Here is a 16416-nt window from a genome sequence, read left to right on the forward strand (position 1 = left end):
CCCTATGCTCCTGCTGTCGGATGATTGACTCAAGATGACTGGTGAACGCGGGATGAATGGCATCCGGAGGAGGCAAGGATGAGCCAGGAGGCCGCCGAGGACGCGGACCGGCGGGGCGGAACGGGACGTTCGGCCGTCCCCCTCGACGAGGTGGACCGGCGCATCCTCGACGAGCTGACCCGGGATGGTCGGCTCTCCATCAGGACGCTCGCCGAACGGGTGCACGTCTCGCGGACCAACGCGTACGCCCGGGTGGAGCGGCTGCTGCGGGACGGGGTGATCACCGGTTTCTCGGCGCGGGTCGCCCCGGAGGCGGCCGGCCTGGGCACCTCGGCGTACATCGCGCTGACGATCAGGCAGAACACCTGGCGGGAGGTGTCGGCGGAGCTGGCCCGGGTGCGCTACGTCGAACATGTGGCGCTGCTCAGCGGTGAGCACGACGTGCTCGCCCTGGTCCGGGCGCCGGACAACGCCACCCTGCGCGACGTGGTGCTGGACCGGGTGCAGCGCATCGCCGGGGTGCTCGCCACCCGCAGCTGGCTGGTCTTCGAGGAGTACGACGGGGTGCGCAGCCCGTGGGAGTGACCGCTCAGCGCTCGGGCGGCGGGGCCAGGCCCTCCCGGTCGGCCAGCTCCAGCAGGGGCGCCAGGGAGAAGCGGCGCTCGTCCAGGCCCGCGTGCGGGTCGCCCCGATCGGCGAACCGGACCGGCATGGTGGTCACGTCGAAGTCCTCCGGCCGCGCGTCGTCCAGCTCCGCCCAGTCCAGTGGCGCGGAGACCAGCGCGGCCGGCGTGGGCCGGATCGAGTACGCCGAGGTCATCGTGTGGTCCCGGGCCATCTGGTTGTAGTCGACGAAGACCGGCCGGTCCCGCTGCTCCCGCCACCAGGTGGTGGTGACCAGATCCGGCCGGCGCCGCTGCATCTCCCGCCCGAGGGCCAGCACCGCCCGGCGGCAGTCGCCGAAGCTCCACCGCGGCTCGATCGGCACGTAGACGTGCAGACCCCGCCCGCCGGTGGTCTTCGGATAGCCGGTCAGCCCCAACTCGTCGAGGAAGGCGCGCACCTCGTGGGCCACCGGCACCACCTGGTCGAAGCCGACGCCGGGCAGCGGATCCAGGTCGATGCGCAGCTGGTCGGGCCGCTCCACGTCCGCCTTGCTCACCGGCCACGGATGGAAACGCAGCGTACCCAGGTTGACCGCCCAGATCACCACGGCCAGTTCCCCCGGCGCCACCTCGTCGGCGGTGCGTCCGCTGGGAAAGGTGATGTGGGCGGTGCCCACCCAGTCGGGCGCGCCGGCCGGCACCCGCTTCTGGTAGAACGCGTCACCCCGGTTGTCCTGGCGGGTGGCGATGGTCGCACCCTCGAACACGCCGCGAGGCCACCGTTCCAGCATGGTCGGCCGGTCCCGCAGGGCACGCAGAATGCCGTCGCCGACGGCGAGGAAGTAGCGCACCACGTCGAGCTTGGTCAGCCCCCGCTCGGGGAAGTACGGCTTGTCCGGGCTGGTGACGCGGACCGTCCGCCGCCCCACCTGGATCTCCTCCGCCGCCGTCGCCACACCTGAGAGGGTACGGCGCGGCGCCCGGCGCGGCGGGCCACCGCCGGACACCGGGCCGCGACGAGTCCAACCTGCCGAGCCGCGGCGTCGCCGGCCAGACCGGGTGGAACTGCCGTCGTCGCGCCGATCAGCCGTTCTCGCGTTGCAGACGCGCGGCCAACATCTGCTTGCCCTGCTCGCCCGCCTTGCGGTTGTTCTCCTGGATCTTGCGGAACCAGGTGGCGAGTTCCTTGTCGCCTCGGGCGTCCGCGTCGGCGATGTAGGTCTCCAGATGCCAGATGTTCTCCAGCGACATCTGCAACGCGTGGATCAGGTCGTAGTTCTTGTCCTTCACCGGACTGTCCGGCCGCTGCACCATGGTGGCCACGACTCACCTCCAGCTCGTTGGTTGCCGGCCGGATACCCCCGGTCGGCCGCGGCACACGCGTCAGCCTGCGGCGCTGTTTCCGTGGTAGCCCGCCGGGTGGTCGCGGCCGGGCCGGTTCACCAGGCCGTCGGCGGCACCCCGTCCGGTGGCGGCAGGATCTGCCGCAGCCGGCCCGCAGGGACGCGACGGGTCCGCCACTCCCGGGGGTAGCCCACCGACACCTCCTCGAACCGCACCCCGTCGTGCCAGGTGGTACGCGGGATGTGCAGATGGCCGTAGACCACCGCGGCGGCGTCGAAGCGTACGTGCCAGTCGGCGGTGGCGTCGGTGCCGCACCACTGGGCGAAGATCGGGTACCGCAGGACGCGCGTCACGTCCCGGACCAGCGGCCAGTGGTTCATCAGCACGGTCGGCAGCGCCGGATCGCGTTCGGCGAGCCGGCGGGCGGTCTCGGCCACCCGTGCCGCGCACCACGCCGACCGGCTCTCGTACGGGTCGGGGTGCAGCAGCACCTCGTCGGTGCAGACGATGCCGGTCCGGTACGCCTCGGCCAGCGCCGCCTCCGGCGTGTCGAAGCCGTCCGGCCGCCAGCTGTGGTCGTAGAGCAGCAGCAGCGGCGCGACCGTCACCGGGCCGCCGGGCCCCTCCCACACCGGGTACGGATCCTCGGGCGTGACCACGCCGAGCTCACGACACAGCTCTACCAGGTGGGCATAGCGCGCCACGCCCCGCAACGTCACCGGGTCACCGGGCGGCGTCCAGAGCTCGTGGTTGCCCGGCGACCAGACGACCCGGGCGAACCGGCCGGTCAGCAGCCGCAGCGCCCACTCCACGTCGGCGACGGTGTCGCCCACGTCACCGGCGACGAGCAGCCAGTCCTGGGGCGTCCGGGGACGCAGCCCCTCGACGATCGACCGGTTCTCCGGATATCCGACATGCAAGTCACTGATGGCCAGGAGACTGCCACCATCGTCCGTCCCCGCCATGCCTCCGATCCTAGTGAAGCGATCAAGGGCGTCGATCCGGCCGCGCCCGGCGGCGCTGCGGCCCGCCGTGCGGGCGTACCCGGTAGGATCCCCTCGGGCCGTGACTGGCGCATGGAGATGGAGAACCATCGGGGAGCGGCCCCGTCACGAGGACGCATGCCGAGCGCCTGGGCCTTCCGCACGTCACCTGGAGGTCGCATGCCGCGCAACGCCGAATCCATCGCCTTCCGCAGCGCTCTTGAGGTGATCCGTGGTGTCGAGCCGCGGGTCGCTGACGCGATCGGCGCGGAACTGGCCGACCAGCGCGAGTCGCTCAAGCTGATCGCCAGCGAGAACTACGCCTCTCCGGCGACCTTGCTGGCCATGGGCAACTGGTTCAGCGACAAGTACGCCGAGGGCACCATCGGACGCCGGTTCTACGCCGGCTGCCAGAACGTGGACACCGTCGAGGCCCTCGCCGCCGAGCACGCCCGGGAGTTGTTCGGCGCGTCACACGCGTACGTGCAGCCGCACTCGGGCATCGACGCCAACCTGGTGGCGTTCTGGGCGATCCTGGCCGACCGGGTCGAGGCGCCGGCGTTGCAGCGGGCCCAGGCGCGGCACGTCAACGACCTCACCGAGGCCGACTGGTTCGCGCTGCGACGTGAGCTGGGCGACCAGCGGATGCTCGGCATGTCGCTGGATGCCGGGGGGCACCTCACCCACGGTTTCCGGCCGAACATCTCCGGCAAGATGTTCGACCAGCGCAGCTACGGCACCGACCCGGCCACCGGCCTGGTCGACTACGACCGGGTCGCCGAGGCGGCGCGGGAGTTCCGCCCGTTGGTGCTGGTCGCTGGCTACTCGGCGTACCCCCGGAAGATCAATTTCCGGATCATGCGGGAGATCGCCGACTCGGTCGGTGCCACCTTCATGGTGGACATGGCGCACTTCGCGGGCCTGGTCGCCGGCAAGGTCTTCACCGGCGACTTCGACCCGGTGCCGCACGCGCACATCGTCACCAGCACCACGCACAAGTCGCTGCGCGGCCCGCGCGGTGGCCTGGTGCTGTGCGGCCCGGAACTGGCCGACCAGGTCGACCGGGGTTGCCCGATGGTGCTCGGCGGCCCGCTGCCGCACGTGATGGCCGCCAAGGCGGTCGCCCTGGCCGAGGCCCGCCGACCCGACTTCGCCGGCTACGCCCGCCAGATCGTCGACAACGCGCAGGCGCTGGCCGAGGGCCTGCTGCGCCGGGGTGCCACGTTGGTCACCGGCGGCACCGACAACCACCTGGTGCTGATCGACGTCACCGGCTACGGGCTGACCGGCCGGCAGGCTGAGCAGGCGCTGCTGGACTCCGGCATCGTCACCAACCGCAACGCGGTGCCGCAGGACCCCAACGGCGCCTGGTACACCTCCGGCATCCGGATCGGCACCCCCGCGCTGACCACCCGGGGGCTCGGTACGGCGGAGATGGACACCACCGCCGAGCTGATCCACACCGTGCTCAGCCAGACCAGTGCCGGGGTCGGCCCGGACGGCACCGCCTCCAAGGCGAAGTACGTCCTCGACCCGGCCCTCGCGGACAAGGTCAGCCGCCAGGCCAGCGAGCTGCTCACCGGTTTCCCGCTCTACCCCGACGTCGAGCTGGGCTGACGACGGTCGCGCCGGGCCGGACGTCCCGGCCCGGCGCGATCCCGGTCCCCGCTGGTGCGGTGTCCAACGGTCCCACTGTCGACGGTGCGACCGGCTCAGGCGAGCGGCCGCTTGAGGTGGTAGCGGTGGACCTCGGTGCTGCCCTGCACGTTGTTCACGTCCTCGGCGGCGGAGACGAGTTCCCAGCCGTCGCGTCCGGCGCGGTTGAGATGCGCGATGGCGGTGTCGCCGTACGCCGTGATGTCCTTGCGCGACCCGTCCGGGCCGTACCAGACGAACGAGACATGAAAATTGCGGCCCTGCCCCTGGTAGCGGCGGACCAGCAGGGCGTACTCCCAGGCAACCATGTCGCCCATTATGACCGTCCACCCAGGACGACGGCAGGGCAGCGGTCACAGGTTGCAAACCGGTGAACGCGATGAGTCGCCGTACCGGTACCGGTCAGTCCACCGCCACCGTGCGCAGTTCGCGGGCGGTCGCCGGATCGGCACAGCCGGCCAGCGCCAACGCGTCCCGTAACTCGTCGGCGAGCAGGGCCAGCGCGGTGCTGGCCGCCGGCTGCCCACCGACCGCCAGGGCCCAGAGCATCGGCCGACCGACCAGGACTCCGTCGGCACCCATCGCCAACGCGCGCAGCACGTCGATGCCACCCCGGATACCGCTGTCCAGCAGCACCTCGCACCGGTCACCGACGGCCGTCACCACTTCGGGCAGCATGGTGGCGCTGGCCGGGACCCCGTCGAGTTGCCGGCCGCCGTGGTTGGACACGACCACCGCCTGCGCCCCCGCCTCGACCGCCCGCACGGCGTCGGCCGGATCGAGGATGCCCTTGACGACCAGCGGCAGGTCGCACCTCTCCCCCAGCCACCGCAGATCCGCCCAGCTCAGTGCCGGAGCGAAGGGCGAGTCGTGCGGCGTGGACAGCGGGGTGACGCCCGGCGTACCGCCGTGGGCCAGGTCGTCGCGACCACCCGGCAGATTCGCCGGGACCAGCTCCGGCGGCAGCCGGAAGGTGTTGCGCAGGTCCCGCAGACGGCGGCCGAGCACCGGCACGTCCACCGTGACGACCAGTGCCCGGCAGCCGGCGGCGCGGACCCGCGCCAGCAGGTCGGCCACCAGCGACCGGTCCCGCAGCCAGTACAGCTGGAACCAGACCTCGGCGCCGATGGCGGTGACCTGCTCGATCGGTGTGCTGCCGAGGATGCTGGCCAAATACGGCACCTCGGCGGCGCGGGCCGCGGCGGCCAGCGCCAACTCGCCGTCGGGATGCACCAACCGTTGGTACGCCATGGGCGCCACCCCCACCGGCATCGCGTACTCGCGGCCGAGCAACCGGGTCCGCAGGCTCGGGGTGGCCACCCCGGTCAGCACCCTCGGCAGCACGCCGACCCGGTCCAGCGCGCGGCGGTTCGCACCGAGGGTCACCTCGCCGCCGCTGCCGCCGTCCACGTAGTCCCAGACCTGCGGCGGCAGCACCGTCCGGGCCAGGGTGGCGAAGTCGGCCAGGCAGACCGGGGTCGGACCGGGCGTGATCTCCATGCGGTCCACCATCGCCGACCCGGCGCCCGCCACGCCACCGTCGCGCCGGAGGATCGGCGCCGGCGCGGCGAGGTGACCGGGCGGAGTCGAACGCGCCCGGCGGGGCCCACCGGGCGCGCCACCTGGCGTACCGTCGGGGGGGTGGCCAGTTGGGACGACGTACGCCGGATCGCGCTGGGCCTGCCGGAGACCAGCGAACGGCCCTCCTACGACGGGGTGGCCGCCTGGCGGGTGAAGGACAAGCCGTTCGTCTGGGAGCGCCCGCTACGCGGCAAGGAACTCCAGGACCTCGGTTCGGCCGCGCCGGACGGTCCCATCCTCGGAGTCCGGGTGGCGGACCTCGGCGTCAAGGAGGCGTTGCTCGACGACGACCCTGACCTCTTCTTCACCACGCCGCACTTCGACGGCTACCCGTCGGTGCTGGTTCGGTTGGAGCGGATCGACGTCACCGAGCTGACCGAGCTGATCGTCGAAGCCTGGTACGCCCGTGCCCCGAAACGGCTGGCCGCGGCGTACCAGCCGCAGACGGCACCACCCGCAGAAGATTCGGGATGAGCAGACGCCATGAAGGCGCTCGATAACCATTGGCGCACCAGCACCACAGCGGTGGCAATGGCGCGTGCGTCGAAGTTCGGTACGCCGACCACAACGCCCAGATCCGTGACAGCAAGGACCGGCAAGGCGCGTTGCTGTCCTTCAGCGCCGACCGGTGGGCCGGCTTCGCTCAGGGCATCAAGGCCGGCACGCTCGACGCCTGACCAACGCCCCGCCATCAGCACCGGGAGGGGCTACCGCAACTGTCCGTCCCATCGCGACACAGGTATCGCCCCCACTCCGCACACCGTCGACGCGCGTGCTCATCCCTCCCACCCCGCCGGACTCTCCGGACAACACCCTGCCCGGGCTCCCCGGCACTTTCAGGGATACTGCTGCATCCGGCGTCGTCGAGGCAGCAGTATCAGCGAAGTTGCGGGTCAGCGCAGCGCGGGGCAACAAGCGCCGGCGTTGCGGTGGGGGGCGACTCCGACGGCGCGTCCCCGGTAAGGGCGGGGTGGGCGAGACGCCGCTCGCCGAGCGCCAGCACCAGCGCACCGATGCTGAGCAGCGCACCGATCAGCACCGTGCGGTGCACGCCGTGACTCGGCAGCGTCAGCCCGCCGACGAAGGCGCCACCGGTGATGCCGACGTTGACGGCGGCCGACACGGTGGCGGCGGCGAGATCCGAGCGCCCCGGCGCCACCTGGAGGACGAGGCCGCCGAGGGTCGCGGTGAACGCGGCGAACGCCAGCCCGGCCAGTGCGATCAGGCCGACGGCCGCGGCGGGCCGGTGGCCCAGTGCGTACAGCCCGGCCAGGGCCAGCGACTGGAGTGCGACCGTCGCGACCAGGGCGAGCCAGGGGTTGCGATCCACCAGCACGCCGACGGCGAGGATGCCGAACACGCTGGCGATACCGCGGACGAGCAGGACGGCACCGACCGAGGTCGCGGCCATCGCGCTGTGCTCGGTGACGAAGAGGGCGATGTAGGTGTAGGCGGCGATCGCACCGGCGGTGGCCAGCACGGCCACGGTGACCAGCAGCCAGAAGCGACGCGCGTCCGGAGTCGCGCCCCGGGTGGCGTGCCCCTGGTCGGGCCGGGTCGAGGGCAGCAGCGCGGCCACCACCGCGAACACCACCGCGCCGAGCCCGGCCACCGCCAGGAACGAGGCCCGCCAGCCGGCCCGCTCGCCCAACCAGATTCCCGCGGGTACGCCCAGGGCCAGGGCGACGTTGCCACCGGCGAACACGACCGCGACCACCCGGCCGCGGAGCCCTGGCCGGAACAGTTCCGCGGCGGCCGGCACCACCACCGCCCAGAACAGGGCGTGGGTCGCCGCGGTCGCCATCCGGGCCGCCATCAGCACCGCGAAGCTGCTCGCGAAGACCGTCACCGCGTTGCTGACGACGAAGCCGGCCAGCAGCGCCGACAGCAGTGGCCGGCGAGGAACGCGGCGGACCAGCGCGGTCAACGGCACCGAGGCGACCATCACCACCGCGCCGTACGCGGTGACGAGCATGCCCACGTCCGCGGGGGACACGGCCAGGTCCAGCGCCATCGGCAGCAGCAGCCCGATGGGCAGCGCCTCGGCGGTGGTGTAGAGGAAGGTGCCGCCCGACAGTCCGATCAGGACCACTGTTGCCCGCCCGCGTCCCATGCGCCCTCCAGCGTTACCGTCTATATCGGTTATGGAGGTAACACTAGGGAGCTCTCGATCCACGGTCAACTGGTAAAGTCTGTTTTGATGGAAACATTCGAGGGTGTCCGGAGGCTGCGCCTGGTGGGCGGCAACCTCGCGCTGGACTTCGTCAACACCCGCAGCGGTCCACCCGTCGGGCCGCCCGACGACGACGTGCTCACCGGCTATCCCGAGCTGGTCGCCTGGGCCGGCTACGCAGGCGCCCTCACCGACGCGGAGGTGACCAGGTTGCATCGTCTCCGCCACGACGACCCGGACGCCGCGCAGGCCACCTACGAGCGGTCACTGCGTACCCGCGACCGGCTCGACGAGGTGTTCCGGGCGCTGGCGACCGGCCGGAGCCCGAGCAGGTCCGCCCTGGCCGAGCTGCGCGACGACGAAGCTGACGCGCTCGCTCACGCGCAGCTCGACCGGGCCGACAGCTTCGTCTGGACCTGGCGGGACGACCACACCACCGCCCGGCCACTACGCCCGGTGGTGCACGCGGCGATCCGATTGCTCACCACCGGCCCGCTGGACCGGATCAAGGGCTGCGGCGGCTGCCGCTTCGTCTTCACCGACGAGAGCAAGAACCGCAGTCGACGCTGGTGCAGCATGGACGACTGCGGGACCAGCGAGAAGGCCCGACGCTACGTCGCCGCGCGCCGCACCCGGGCGAGCCGGTGAGCGCCGACGCCGGACAGCGCCACCGGTAGACCACCGCCGGGCTGTCGCGTTCGTCAGCTGTTCGTCCAACCGCCACACCGGCGTCGCCCGCCCCGCGTACCGTCGACGCACGTGATCATCCGTCCGGCGACCACCGAGGTGCGCGCGTTACGCCGTATCGGTGACACCGCCCCGCACAGCGCCTTCACCGACCTGGTCCGGTACGCGGGAAACTGGTTCTGCGCGTTCCGCCAGGGCCGGTCGCACCTCTCCGACGACGGCGTCCTGCGGGTGCTGACCTCCTCGGACGGTCGGGCCTGGCAGACCTCGGCCATCCTCGCCCAGGCCGGTGTCGATCTGCGCGATCCGCGCTTCGTCCTGCGCCCCGACGGACGGTTGCAACTGCTCGCCGCCGCCGCGACCGGCATGCCGAAGCGGTTCCGGACGGTCACCGCGGTCAGCGACGACGGTCAGCGGTGGGACGAACCACGACCGGTCGGCGAACCGGACGTCTGGGTCTGGCAGGCCGCCTGGTGCGGCGACGCGATGTACGGCATCGGTTACGCCACCCGGGAGCCACGGTTCGTCCGGCTCTACCGCAGCGAGGACGGCTTCGACCTGCGACCGGTGGTCCGGACCTTGTTCTCCGGCGGATATCCGAACGAATCCGGGCTGGTCTTCGATCCCGACGGCACCGCTACCTGCCTGCTACGGCGCGACGGCGGTACGGCAACCGCCCAGCTGGGCCGCGCCCGCCCGCCCTATCGGGAGTGGACCTGGACGGACCTCGGGGTACGCGTGGGCGGGCCGACGCTGTGCCGGCTGCCCGACGGCACCCTGGTGGCCGGCGTACGCCTGCACGACGGCGCGGTGCGCACCGCGATCTGCGCCGTCGACGTGGCACGGGGCCGGCTACGGGAGCTGGTGACGCTGCCCTCCGGCGGCGACTCCAGCTATCCCGGCCTGGTCTGGCACGACGAGCGGCTGCACGTCAGCTACTACTCATCCCACGAGGGGCGCAGCTGCGTCTACCTGGCCGAGGTCGAGCTCGGGTCGGGTTGAGGCCCGGCGGCCACGTCCAGCGTGGGGGTGCGGCGCGGCTCGGCCGGTCGGCGGAGGGGCGCCGGTCGACGCGGGTCGGCAGATCGGCGCGGGGTCGGCCGATCGGCAAGGGGTCGCCGATCGGCCTCGCCCGGCGAGAACAGCGGTCCGGTCATGACATCCCCACCTCACCATCGGCGTCGCTGCGGGCGCGAATCGGCCGCAGGTCGCCTGCTCGGAGCACTGCCGGAACCCTACGGCAGGCACGGTGGACATTGCTTCATGCAAATGGATGCCGGAGAAGGGCAACAGGCCGGATTGTCGCCGGGCCACCCGGCGAGGATGATCGATTCCGTGTGTCGACCTTCGGTGAGTGATTCGACACCGAGCGTGCGCCTTTCACCCAGGCGTTCCGGCGGGTACCGGGGTCTGCGCGTGGATGTGGAAACGCAGGGACCGGGCGTCGGTGAAGCACTCCCGCATCGGCCGGACCAGTTCGCGGTGCTCCGGGCTGCGCTCCCACGCCTCGAAGTCGGCCAGGCTGGTCCACTCACTGGTGATCAGCCACTGCTCCGGGTCGGTCGATGAACGACACACCTGGTCGACGAGATGGCCCGGCACCCCGTCGGCGACCAGGTGCCGGACCGCCTCGTAGGCCCGCAGGAAGTCCTCGGTGCGCTCGTCGGGCACCCGGACCAGGAACACCACCCGTGCTCGCGTCATCGCCCCTCCTCTCCGGCTGGTGGCGCACCGCGCAACACCAGCGCGCTGTTGAATCCGTCGAAACCTCGGGCGCAGACCAGCGCCACCCGGGTACGCGGGCGGCGGGGGGCCCGCAGGAAGTCCAGCTCACACCCCTCGGCCACGACATCCGGGCCGGCCGAGGCGGGCAGTGTGTCGTGCGCGAAGGCGAGCAGGGCGGTGGCCACGTCCAGCGCCGACCCGCCCTGATGCGCCCGCCCGGTCAACTCCTTGTGGGTACTGACCGGCGGCGTGCGGGCGCCGAAGACGGCACGCAGGGCGCTCGCCTCGGCCCGGTCGTAGCGGAGCACCCCGAGCGCGTCGGGGACCACCACGTCCACCTCGTCCGGCTCGACGCCGGCCCGGCCCAGGGCCAGCCGCATCGCGCGGGCGTACTGGCGCGGGTCACCGGCGCTGTCGGAGGTGGTGTGCGCCGCGTCGTGGGTGGCGCCCCAGCCGGTCACCTCGCCGTAGCTGCGCGCCCCCCGCGCTCGGGCGTGGTCCAGTTCCTCCACCACGAACACCGCACCTCCCTCGGCGGGCAGGTAGCCGCTGGCGGTGGCGTCGAACGGCCGGTAGGCGCGTTCCGGATCGGCCACCTCGCTGAGCAGGCCGGACCGCAACTGACAGGCCAGCGCGTACGGGCTCAGCGGGCACTCGGTCGCCCCGGCGAGCACCACCGAGGCGCCACGCCGCACGGTCCGCACCGCGTGCGCCAGACTGTCCAGCCCGCCCGCCGACTCCGCCACCAACACCCCGCACGGCCCCTTCGCCTGATGCCGGATGGAGAGCTGTCCGACGCTGGCCGCATAGAACCAGGCGATCGACTGGTACGCGCCGACCGTGCGCGACGGTGACGACCAGAGACGTTGCAGCTCCCGCTGGCCGAACAGGTTGCCGCCGGAGGCGCTGGCCAGGGTCACCGCCCAGCCGTACGGGTCGGTGGCCCGCTCCGGCAGTCCGGCGTCGGCCAGCGCCAGCGCGGTGGCGGCGAACCCGAGATGGGTCCACCGGTCGGTCTGCACCAGAGCACGATTCTCGGCGTACCGGGCCGGGTCGAAGTCCGCCACCTCACCGCCGAGACGGGTCGGGTACCCGGCGGCGTCGAACAGGGTGATCGGACCGGTGCGGCGGCGGCCGGCCAGGACCGTACGCCAGTGCGCGTCCGCGCCGACGCCGCTGGGCGCCACCACCCCGACGCCGGTGATCACTGCCCGCCCGCCGGTCACGCCGTCACCTCGACGACCGTCCGGACCCGACGCGTGCTCACGGTGTCACGTCCCGGGCCAGCCGGCGGAACAGCATGGCCGACTGGAAGCCGCCGAAGCCGCTGCCCACCGAGAGCGCCACGTCCACCGGCACCTCCCGGGCCTCGTTGGGCACGTAGTCCAGGTCGCATTCCGGATCCCGGGTGGCCCAGTTGGCGGTCGGCGGCACCACTCCGAACTCGATGGCCAGCGCGCACGCGGCCATCTCGATGGCGCCGATGGCACCCAGTGAATGCCCGACCATCGACTTGATCGAGCTGATCGGTACCCGGTAGGCCGCCGATCCGAGCGACCGTTTGAACGCGGCTGTCTCGTGCCGGTCGTTCTGCCGGGTACCGGAGCCGTGGGCGCTGATGTAGGAGACGTCCTCGGGTGCCAGGCGGGCCTGCCGCAGCGTGTCGGTGATGGCCAGCCCCATCTCCAGGCCGTCGGGTCGCAGCCCGGTCATGTGGTATCCGTTGCTGCGACTGGCGTAGCCGGCCACCTCGCAGTAGACGTGCGCGCCGCGCCGCGCGGCGTGTCCGGCCTCCTCCAGCACCAGCACCGCCGCCCCCTCGGCCAGTACGAAACCGTGCCGGTCGGCGTCGAAGGGACGGGAAGCGTGCGCCGGGTCGTCGTTGTCCGGGCTGGTCGCCTTGATGGCGTCGAACGAGGCGACGGTGACCGGTGAGATGGGCGAGTCGGCAGCCCCGGCGAGCACGATGTCGGCCTCGCCGTCGACGACGAGCTGGTGGGCGTACCCGATGGCGTCGATGCCGGAGGTACAGCCGGTGGAGATCACCTGGGCCGGACCGTGCAGGCCGTGGCGGCAGGCCACGTCGGCGGCCAGGCTGCTGGGCATCAGCGCCGGGTAGAGGTACGGGCCGCCGAGTGCCGCGTCGACCAACCAGCGCCGGCCGCTGTCGCTTACCGTCACGTACTCCTGCTCCAGCGCCATGGTGCCGCCGACCGCGGTGCCGAGCACCACCCCGGCCCGGTCGCGTTCGGCGTCGGTGAGGTCCAGCCCGCTGTCGGCGACAGCCTCGGCGGCACAGGCCAGCGCGAACTGCACGTACCGGTCGGCGCGCTGCCGCTGGGCCGGGGTCAGTCCGGCGGCGTCCGGGTCGAAGTCGCACTCGGCGGCGATCTGCGACCGGAACGGTGACGGGTCGAAGAAGCTGATCCGCCGGGTCGCCGTACGGCCCTCGGTGATGCTCTTCCAGAACCGGTCCCGGGTCACCCCACCGGGGGCCACCACCCCGACGCCGGTCACCACGGTGCGGCGGCTGGTCACGACCGGTCCCGCTGTTCGACCAGCTCGGTGTCGACGTGGCCGAGTTCCGGGCGCGGAGCCAGCGGTCCGAGGTGGAAGACCACCTCGGCGGGGAGATGACCGGTGTTGCGCAGCCGGTGCCGGACGTTGCGGGCCACGAACAACGCCTCGCCGGCCGCCAACGGCACCGGCTCGTCGTCCAGGTCGACGGTGATGGCGCCCCGGGCGACGTAGAGGAACTCCTCGCTGTAGGGGTGGTAGTGCTCGGCGATCCGCTCCCCCGGCGCCATGGTGGCCACCCCCATGAAACCCGAGGTGCTGCCGACGGTACGCGGACCGAGCAGGACACGCAGCTCGCCACCGCGACGGCGGTCGGCGGGCACGTCCCGGGCGGCCACCAGGGCGAGTTCACTCATCATCTGCTCCTGTCGCGCTCGTACCGGTCGCCGACGCCGTACTGGTCAGGGTGGTCGTCCGGTCCCGGGCGAGCCGCTCGACGCGCTCCTTGATCACGGCCAACTGCACCACGCTGTTGGTGTTGATCCGTTCGGTCATCCCGGCGTTGTCCACCGGTGCGGTCGGTTTCATGGCGAAGTCCTGCACCCAGGTCATCCGGACACCGTCGGGTTCTTCGGTGTAGGTCCAGCGGATCCGCATGTACTCGAACGGGCCGGTCTCCACCCGGCGGGCGTGCACCTGTCGGCTGGCCGGATCCGCGGTGCGTTCGCTGACCCAGCTCCAGGCCACGCCGTTCTCGTCGGGATGCATGGTGAGCCGGAACCGGACGGTGTCGCCGTTCCGGTCGAGGATCTCCGCCCGCGCGTACTCGGTGAACAGGTCCGGCCAGCTCGCCACGTCGTTCGTCACCGACCAGACCAGCTCCAACGGGGCGGCGATGACGACGCTGTTCTCGGTGTGCCCCGGCGGGTCGGCCCGGCGGGCGACCAGGTCGGCCACGGCCGGGATGCTCCACTGCGCGGCCTGCTCCGGGATGCTCACCTGCCACCGGTCGGCGACCACGGCCGAGAGTTCGAGCAGGGCGAGCGAGTCCATGCCCAGCTCCTCCAGGGAGGCGGCCGGCGCGCGGGCGGCGGCATCCGGGTCGAGGCCGCAGTTGCTCACCAGAATGTCGGTTATCTCCGCGGTCAGCGAACCGCCGTCGGTGACGGTCATCGTTTCCTCCTCGGGTGTGCGGGTTTCGGTGCGGCGATCAGGCGGTCCACCAGCCCGGTGGAGTGACGCCCCTTGCGGAACTCGGCGTCTTCGAGCACCCGCCGGACGAACGGGATGGTGGTCCGCATCCCCGGTCCGGAGATGTCGAACTCGCCGAGCGCGCGGTCCAGCCGGCTCAACGCCAGGTCGCGGTCCGGGGCCCAGACCGCGACCTTCGCCAGCAGCGAGTCGTAGTGCGGACCCACCAGGTAGCCGGCATGACCGTGGGTGTCGACCCGGGTGAACGGGCCGCCGGGTGGCACGAACCGGTCCAGCCGGCCGGGCGTCGGGGCGAAGTCCCGATCCGGATCCTCCACATTGACCCGGCACTCGACGCTGACTCCGGTGAACCGGATGTCGTCCTGACGCCAGCGCAGCGGGGTGCCGGCGGCGACGTGGAGCTGCTCGTGCACCAGGTCGATCCCGGTGATCATCTCGGTGACCGGGTGTTCCACCTGGATCCGACAGTTGATCTCCAGGAAGTGGAACCGTTCCTCCGCGTCGACCAGGAACTCCACCGTGCCGGCACCGGTGAACCCGACGTCGAGGGCACCGCGCAGAGCGGTGCCGGCGATGGCCTCCAGCGTCGCCGGGGACAGCGCCGGGGCGGGCGCCTCCTCGACCAGTTTCTGATGGCGGCGCTGCACCGAGCAGTCCCGGGTACCCAGGTGCACGCCGTTGCCGTGCGAGTCGCAGAGCAGTTGGACCTCGACATGCCGAGCGTCGGTCAGGTAGCGCTCGACGTACACCCGGTCGTCGCCGAAGGCGGCCTGGGCGGCGGCCCGGGTGCGCGCGTACGCCCGGGGTAGGTCCGCCGGGGCACGGACCACGGCCATCCCTCGGCCCCCTCCCCCGGCGGCGGCCTTGATGATGACCGGATAGCCCACCTCGGCGGCGAGGGCCGCGGCCTCGGCGGCCGTCGGTACCGGCTGCACGGCACCCGGTGCCAGCGGTAGCCCGGCCCGGCTCATCAGCGCCCGGGCGGAGGACTTGTCGGCCAGCACGGACATCACATGTGGCGGCGGGCCGACGAAGGTCAGCCCGTTGTCCGCGCAGATCTCCGCGAAATCGGCGTCCTCCGAGAGGAAGCCGTAGCCCGGATGAACCGCCTGGGCGCCGACCTTACGGGCGGCCTCCACCACCGCTGCGGCGTTGAGGTAGCTGCGCCGGCTGGCCGAGGGGCCGATCCGGACGGCCTCGTCGGCCAGCCGCACGGCCGCCGAGTCGGCGTCCGCCGTGGAGTAGACCACCGCGGTACGAATACCCAGTTCCCGGCACGCACGCAGGATGCGCAGCGCGATCTCGCCCCGGTTGGCGATCAGCACCTTGGAGAACATCAGCGCACCACCCCTCACGCCGGGTCCAGGGCGACCAGTGGCTGGTCGTACTCCACCGGCTGTCCGTCGGCGGCGAGGATCTCGACGACCCGGCCGGGCCGGTCCGCGACGATCTCGTTCATCAGCTTCATCGCCTCGACGATGCCGACGACCTGCCCGGGTCGGACCTGGTCGCCGACGGCCACGAAGGGCGCCGCACCCGGCTGCGGCGACCGGTAGAAGGTGCCGACCATCGGCGAGCGGACGCTGGTGCGGGTGGTGGGGCTCGCCGACGGCGGGGCCGCGGGTGGTTCGGTCGGCGGGCGGAGGGCGGGAGTGACGCCGGAGCCCGTGGGGCCGGACGGTACGCCCGGGCCGACCGGCCGATCCCACTCCACCTCCAACTCGGCGTCGCCGAGACGCAGCCGCAGCCGGCGCACCGGGTCGGCCAGTTCGGCGATGAACTGCTGGGCGTGTCGGCGCAGGTCGGCCAGGGCGGCGTCGGCCGGCCGGGACCGGCCGGATTCCGGGTCGGCGGCGTCGGTCAGGTGCCCGGTCCGGTCGCCGGTCGGGGTCGTCGGTGCGGGGCGGGCGCCGGGTGTGCCGGCCCCCCCGGT

Annotated in this window: 19 protein-coding genes and 1 riboswitch; of the genes, 6 read left to right on the forward strand and 13 right to left on the reverse strand. The window is 72.4% G+C overall.

Annotated features, from left to right (window positions below; translation table 11 throughout):
• Window positions 1-78 precede the first annotated feature (78 nt).
• Window positions 79-585 carry an Lrp/AsnC family transcriptional regulator gene (locus KBX50_RS08165; RefSeq protein WP_210935959.1) on the forward strand — a complete coding sequence of 169 codons (507 nt, stop codon included), beginning with the start codon at window positions 79-81 and terminating at the stop codon, window positions 583-585.
• A 4-nt stretch (window positions 586-589) separates the two neighbouring features.
• Here the strand turns inward: KBX50_RS08165 and KBX50_RS08170 are convergent, their stop codons facing one another.
• The 3 genes from KBX50_RS08170 to KBX50_RS08180 form a co-directional block, all read right to left on the reverse strand.
• Complete coding sequence (locus tag KBX50_RS08170) at window positions 590-1561, reverse strand: DNA polymerase domain-containing protein (protein ID WP_210935960.1); 972 nt, start codon at window positions 1559-1561, stop codon at window positions 590-592.
• 127 nt (window positions 1562-1688) lie between these two features.
• On the reverse strand, window positions 1689-1919 hold the full coding sequence (locus KBX50_RS08175; protein ID WP_210936020.1) for a hypothetical protein: 231 nt from the start codon (window positions 1917-1919) through the stop codon (window positions 1689-1691).
• 125 nt (window positions 1920-2044) lie between these two features.
• Window positions 2045-2914, reverse strand: a complete 870-nt coding sequence (locus KBX50_RS08180; RefSeq protein ID WP_210935961.1) for a metallophosphoesterase — start codon at window positions 2912-2914, stop codon at window positions 2045-2047.
• Window positions 2915-3004: 90 nt separating this feature from the next.
• Window positions 3005-3094, forward strand: a riboswitch (ZMP/ZTP riboswitch).
• Between the two features lie 18 nt (window positions 3095-3112).
• Between KBX50_RS08180 and KBX50_RS08185 the strand changes: the two genes are divergently transcribed.
• On the forward strand, window positions 3113-4549 hold the full coding sequence (locus KBX50_RS08185) for a glycine hydroxymethyltransferase (protein WP_210935962.1): 1437 nt from the start codon (window positions 3113-3115) through the stop codon (window positions 4547-4549).
• 95 nt (window positions 4550-4644) lie between these two features.
• Here the strand turns inward: KBX50_RS08185 and KBX50_RS08190 are convergent, their stop codons facing one another.
• A complete protein-coding gene (locus KBX50_RS08190; RefSeq protein ID WP_091088513.1) occupies window positions 4645-4905 on the reverse strand; it encodes a hypothetical protein in 261 nt (86 codons plus the stop codon).
• Window positions 4906-4990: 85 nt separating this feature from the next.
• A complete protein-coding gene (locus KBX50_RS08195; RefSeq protein ID WP_374224585.1) occupies window positions 4991-6088 on the reverse strand; it encodes an alpha-hydroxy acid oxidase in 1098 nt (365 codons plus the stop codon).
• Between the two features lie 141 nt (window positions 6089-6229).
• On the opposite strand from KBX50_RS08195, the gene KBX50_RS08200 reads away from it, so the two are divergent.
• Window positions 6230-6643, forward strand: a complete 414-nt coding sequence (locus tag KBX50_RS08200; protein ID WP_210935963.1) for an MmcQ/YjbR family DNA-binding protein — start codon at window positions 6230-6232, stop codon at window positions 6641-6643.
• A 29-nt stretch (window positions 6644-6672) separates the two neighbouring features.
• Window positions 6673-6846 (forward strand): DUF397 domain-containing protein, encoded by a 174-nt coding sequence (locus KBX50_RS08205; protein WP_247673301.1) that lies wholly within the window; start codon window positions 6673-6675, stop codon window positions 6844-6846.
• A 200-nt stretch (window positions 6847-7046) separates the two neighbouring features.
• On the opposite strand, the gene KBX50_RS08210 is transcribed toward KBX50_RS08205, so the two are convergent.
• The gene (locus KBX50_RS08210; protein WP_210935964.1) at window positions 7047-8282 is read right to left on the reverse strand and encodes an MFS transporter; all 1236 of its coding nucleotides are present in this window, start codon (window positions 8280-8282) and stop codon (window positions 7047-7049) included.
• Window positions 8283-8369: 87 nt separating this feature from the next.
• Here KBX50_RS08210 and KBX50_RS08215 point away from each other — a divergent pair, with 87 nt between their 5' ends.
• Window positions 8370-8990: an ABATE domain-containing protein gene (locus tag KBX50_RS08215; RefSeq protein ID WP_210935966.1), complete on the forward strand. Its 621-nt coding sequence runs from the start codon at window positions 8370-8372 to the stop codon at window positions 8988-8990.
• 111 nt (window positions 8991-9101) lie between these two features.
• A complete protein-coding gene (locus tag KBX50_RS08220; RefSeq protein ID WP_210935968.1) occupies window positions 9102-10031 on the forward strand; it encodes a sialidase family protein in 930 nt (309 codons plus the stop codon).
• A 378-nt stretch (window positions 10032-10409) separates the two neighbouring features.
• Here the strand turns inward: KBX50_RS08220 and KBX50_RS08225 are convergent, their stop codons facing one another.
• From KBX50_RS08225 to accB, 7 genes are all read right to left on the reverse strand, one after another.
• Window positions 10410-10733 carry an antibiotic biosynthesis monooxygenase gene (locus KBX50_RS08225; protein WP_210935969.1) on the reverse strand — a complete coding sequence of 108 codons (324 nt, stop codon included), beginning with the start codon at window positions 10731-10733 and terminating at the stop codon, window positions 10410-10412.
• Entirely contained in the window at window positions 10730-11980 is a 1251-nt protein-coding gene (locus tag KBX50_RS08230; protein ID WP_210935970.1) for a beta-ketoacyl synthase N-terminal-like domain-containing protein, read from the reverse strand. The genes KBX50_RS08225 and KBX50_RS08230 overlap by 4 nt, the downstream gene beginning before the upstream one ends.
• Before the next feature lie 37 nt (window positions 11981-12017).
• Window positions 12018-13292, reverse strand: a complete 1275-nt coding sequence (locus KBX50_RS08235; protein WP_210935971.1) for a beta-ketoacyl synthase — start codon at window positions 13290-13292, stop codon at window positions 12018-12020.
• Window positions 13289-13687: a cupin domain-containing protein gene (locus tag KBX50_RS08240; RefSeq protein WP_203994724.1), complete on the reverse strand. Its 399-nt coding sequence runs from the start codon at window positions 13685-13687 to the stop codon at window positions 13289-13291. The genes KBX50_RS08235 and KBX50_RS08240 overlap by 4 nt, the downstream gene beginning before the upstream one ends.
• Window positions 13680-14444, reverse strand: a complete 765-nt coding sequence (locus KBX50_RS08245) for an SRPBCC family protein (RefSeq protein WP_210935972.1) — start codon at window positions 14442-14444, stop codon at window positions 13680-13682. The genes KBX50_RS08240 and KBX50_RS08245 overlap by 8 nt, the downstream gene beginning before the upstream one ends.
• Window positions 14441-15820, reverse strand: a complete 1380-nt coding sequence (locus KBX50_RS08250) for an acetyl/propionyl/methylcrotonyl-CoA carboxylase subunit alpha (RefSeq protein WP_210935973.1) — start codon at window positions 15818-15820, stop codon at window positions 14441-14443. The genes KBX50_RS08245 and KBX50_RS08250 overlap by 4 nt, the downstream gene beginning before the upstream one ends.
• A gap of 14 nt (window positions 15821-15834) precedes the next feature.
• Window positions 15835-16416, reverse strand: a 582-nt coding sequence (gene accB / locus KBX50_RS08255; protein WP_210935975.1) for an acetyl-CoA carboxylase biotin carboxyl carrier protein, incomplete at its 5' end; no start/stop codon positions are given.

Origin of the sequence: Micromonospora sp. C51 (assembly GCF_018070435.1) — a bacterium.
Lineage (GTDB): Bacteria > Actinomycetota > Actinomycetes > Mycobacteriales > Micromonosporaceae > Micromonospora > Micromonospora sediminimaris.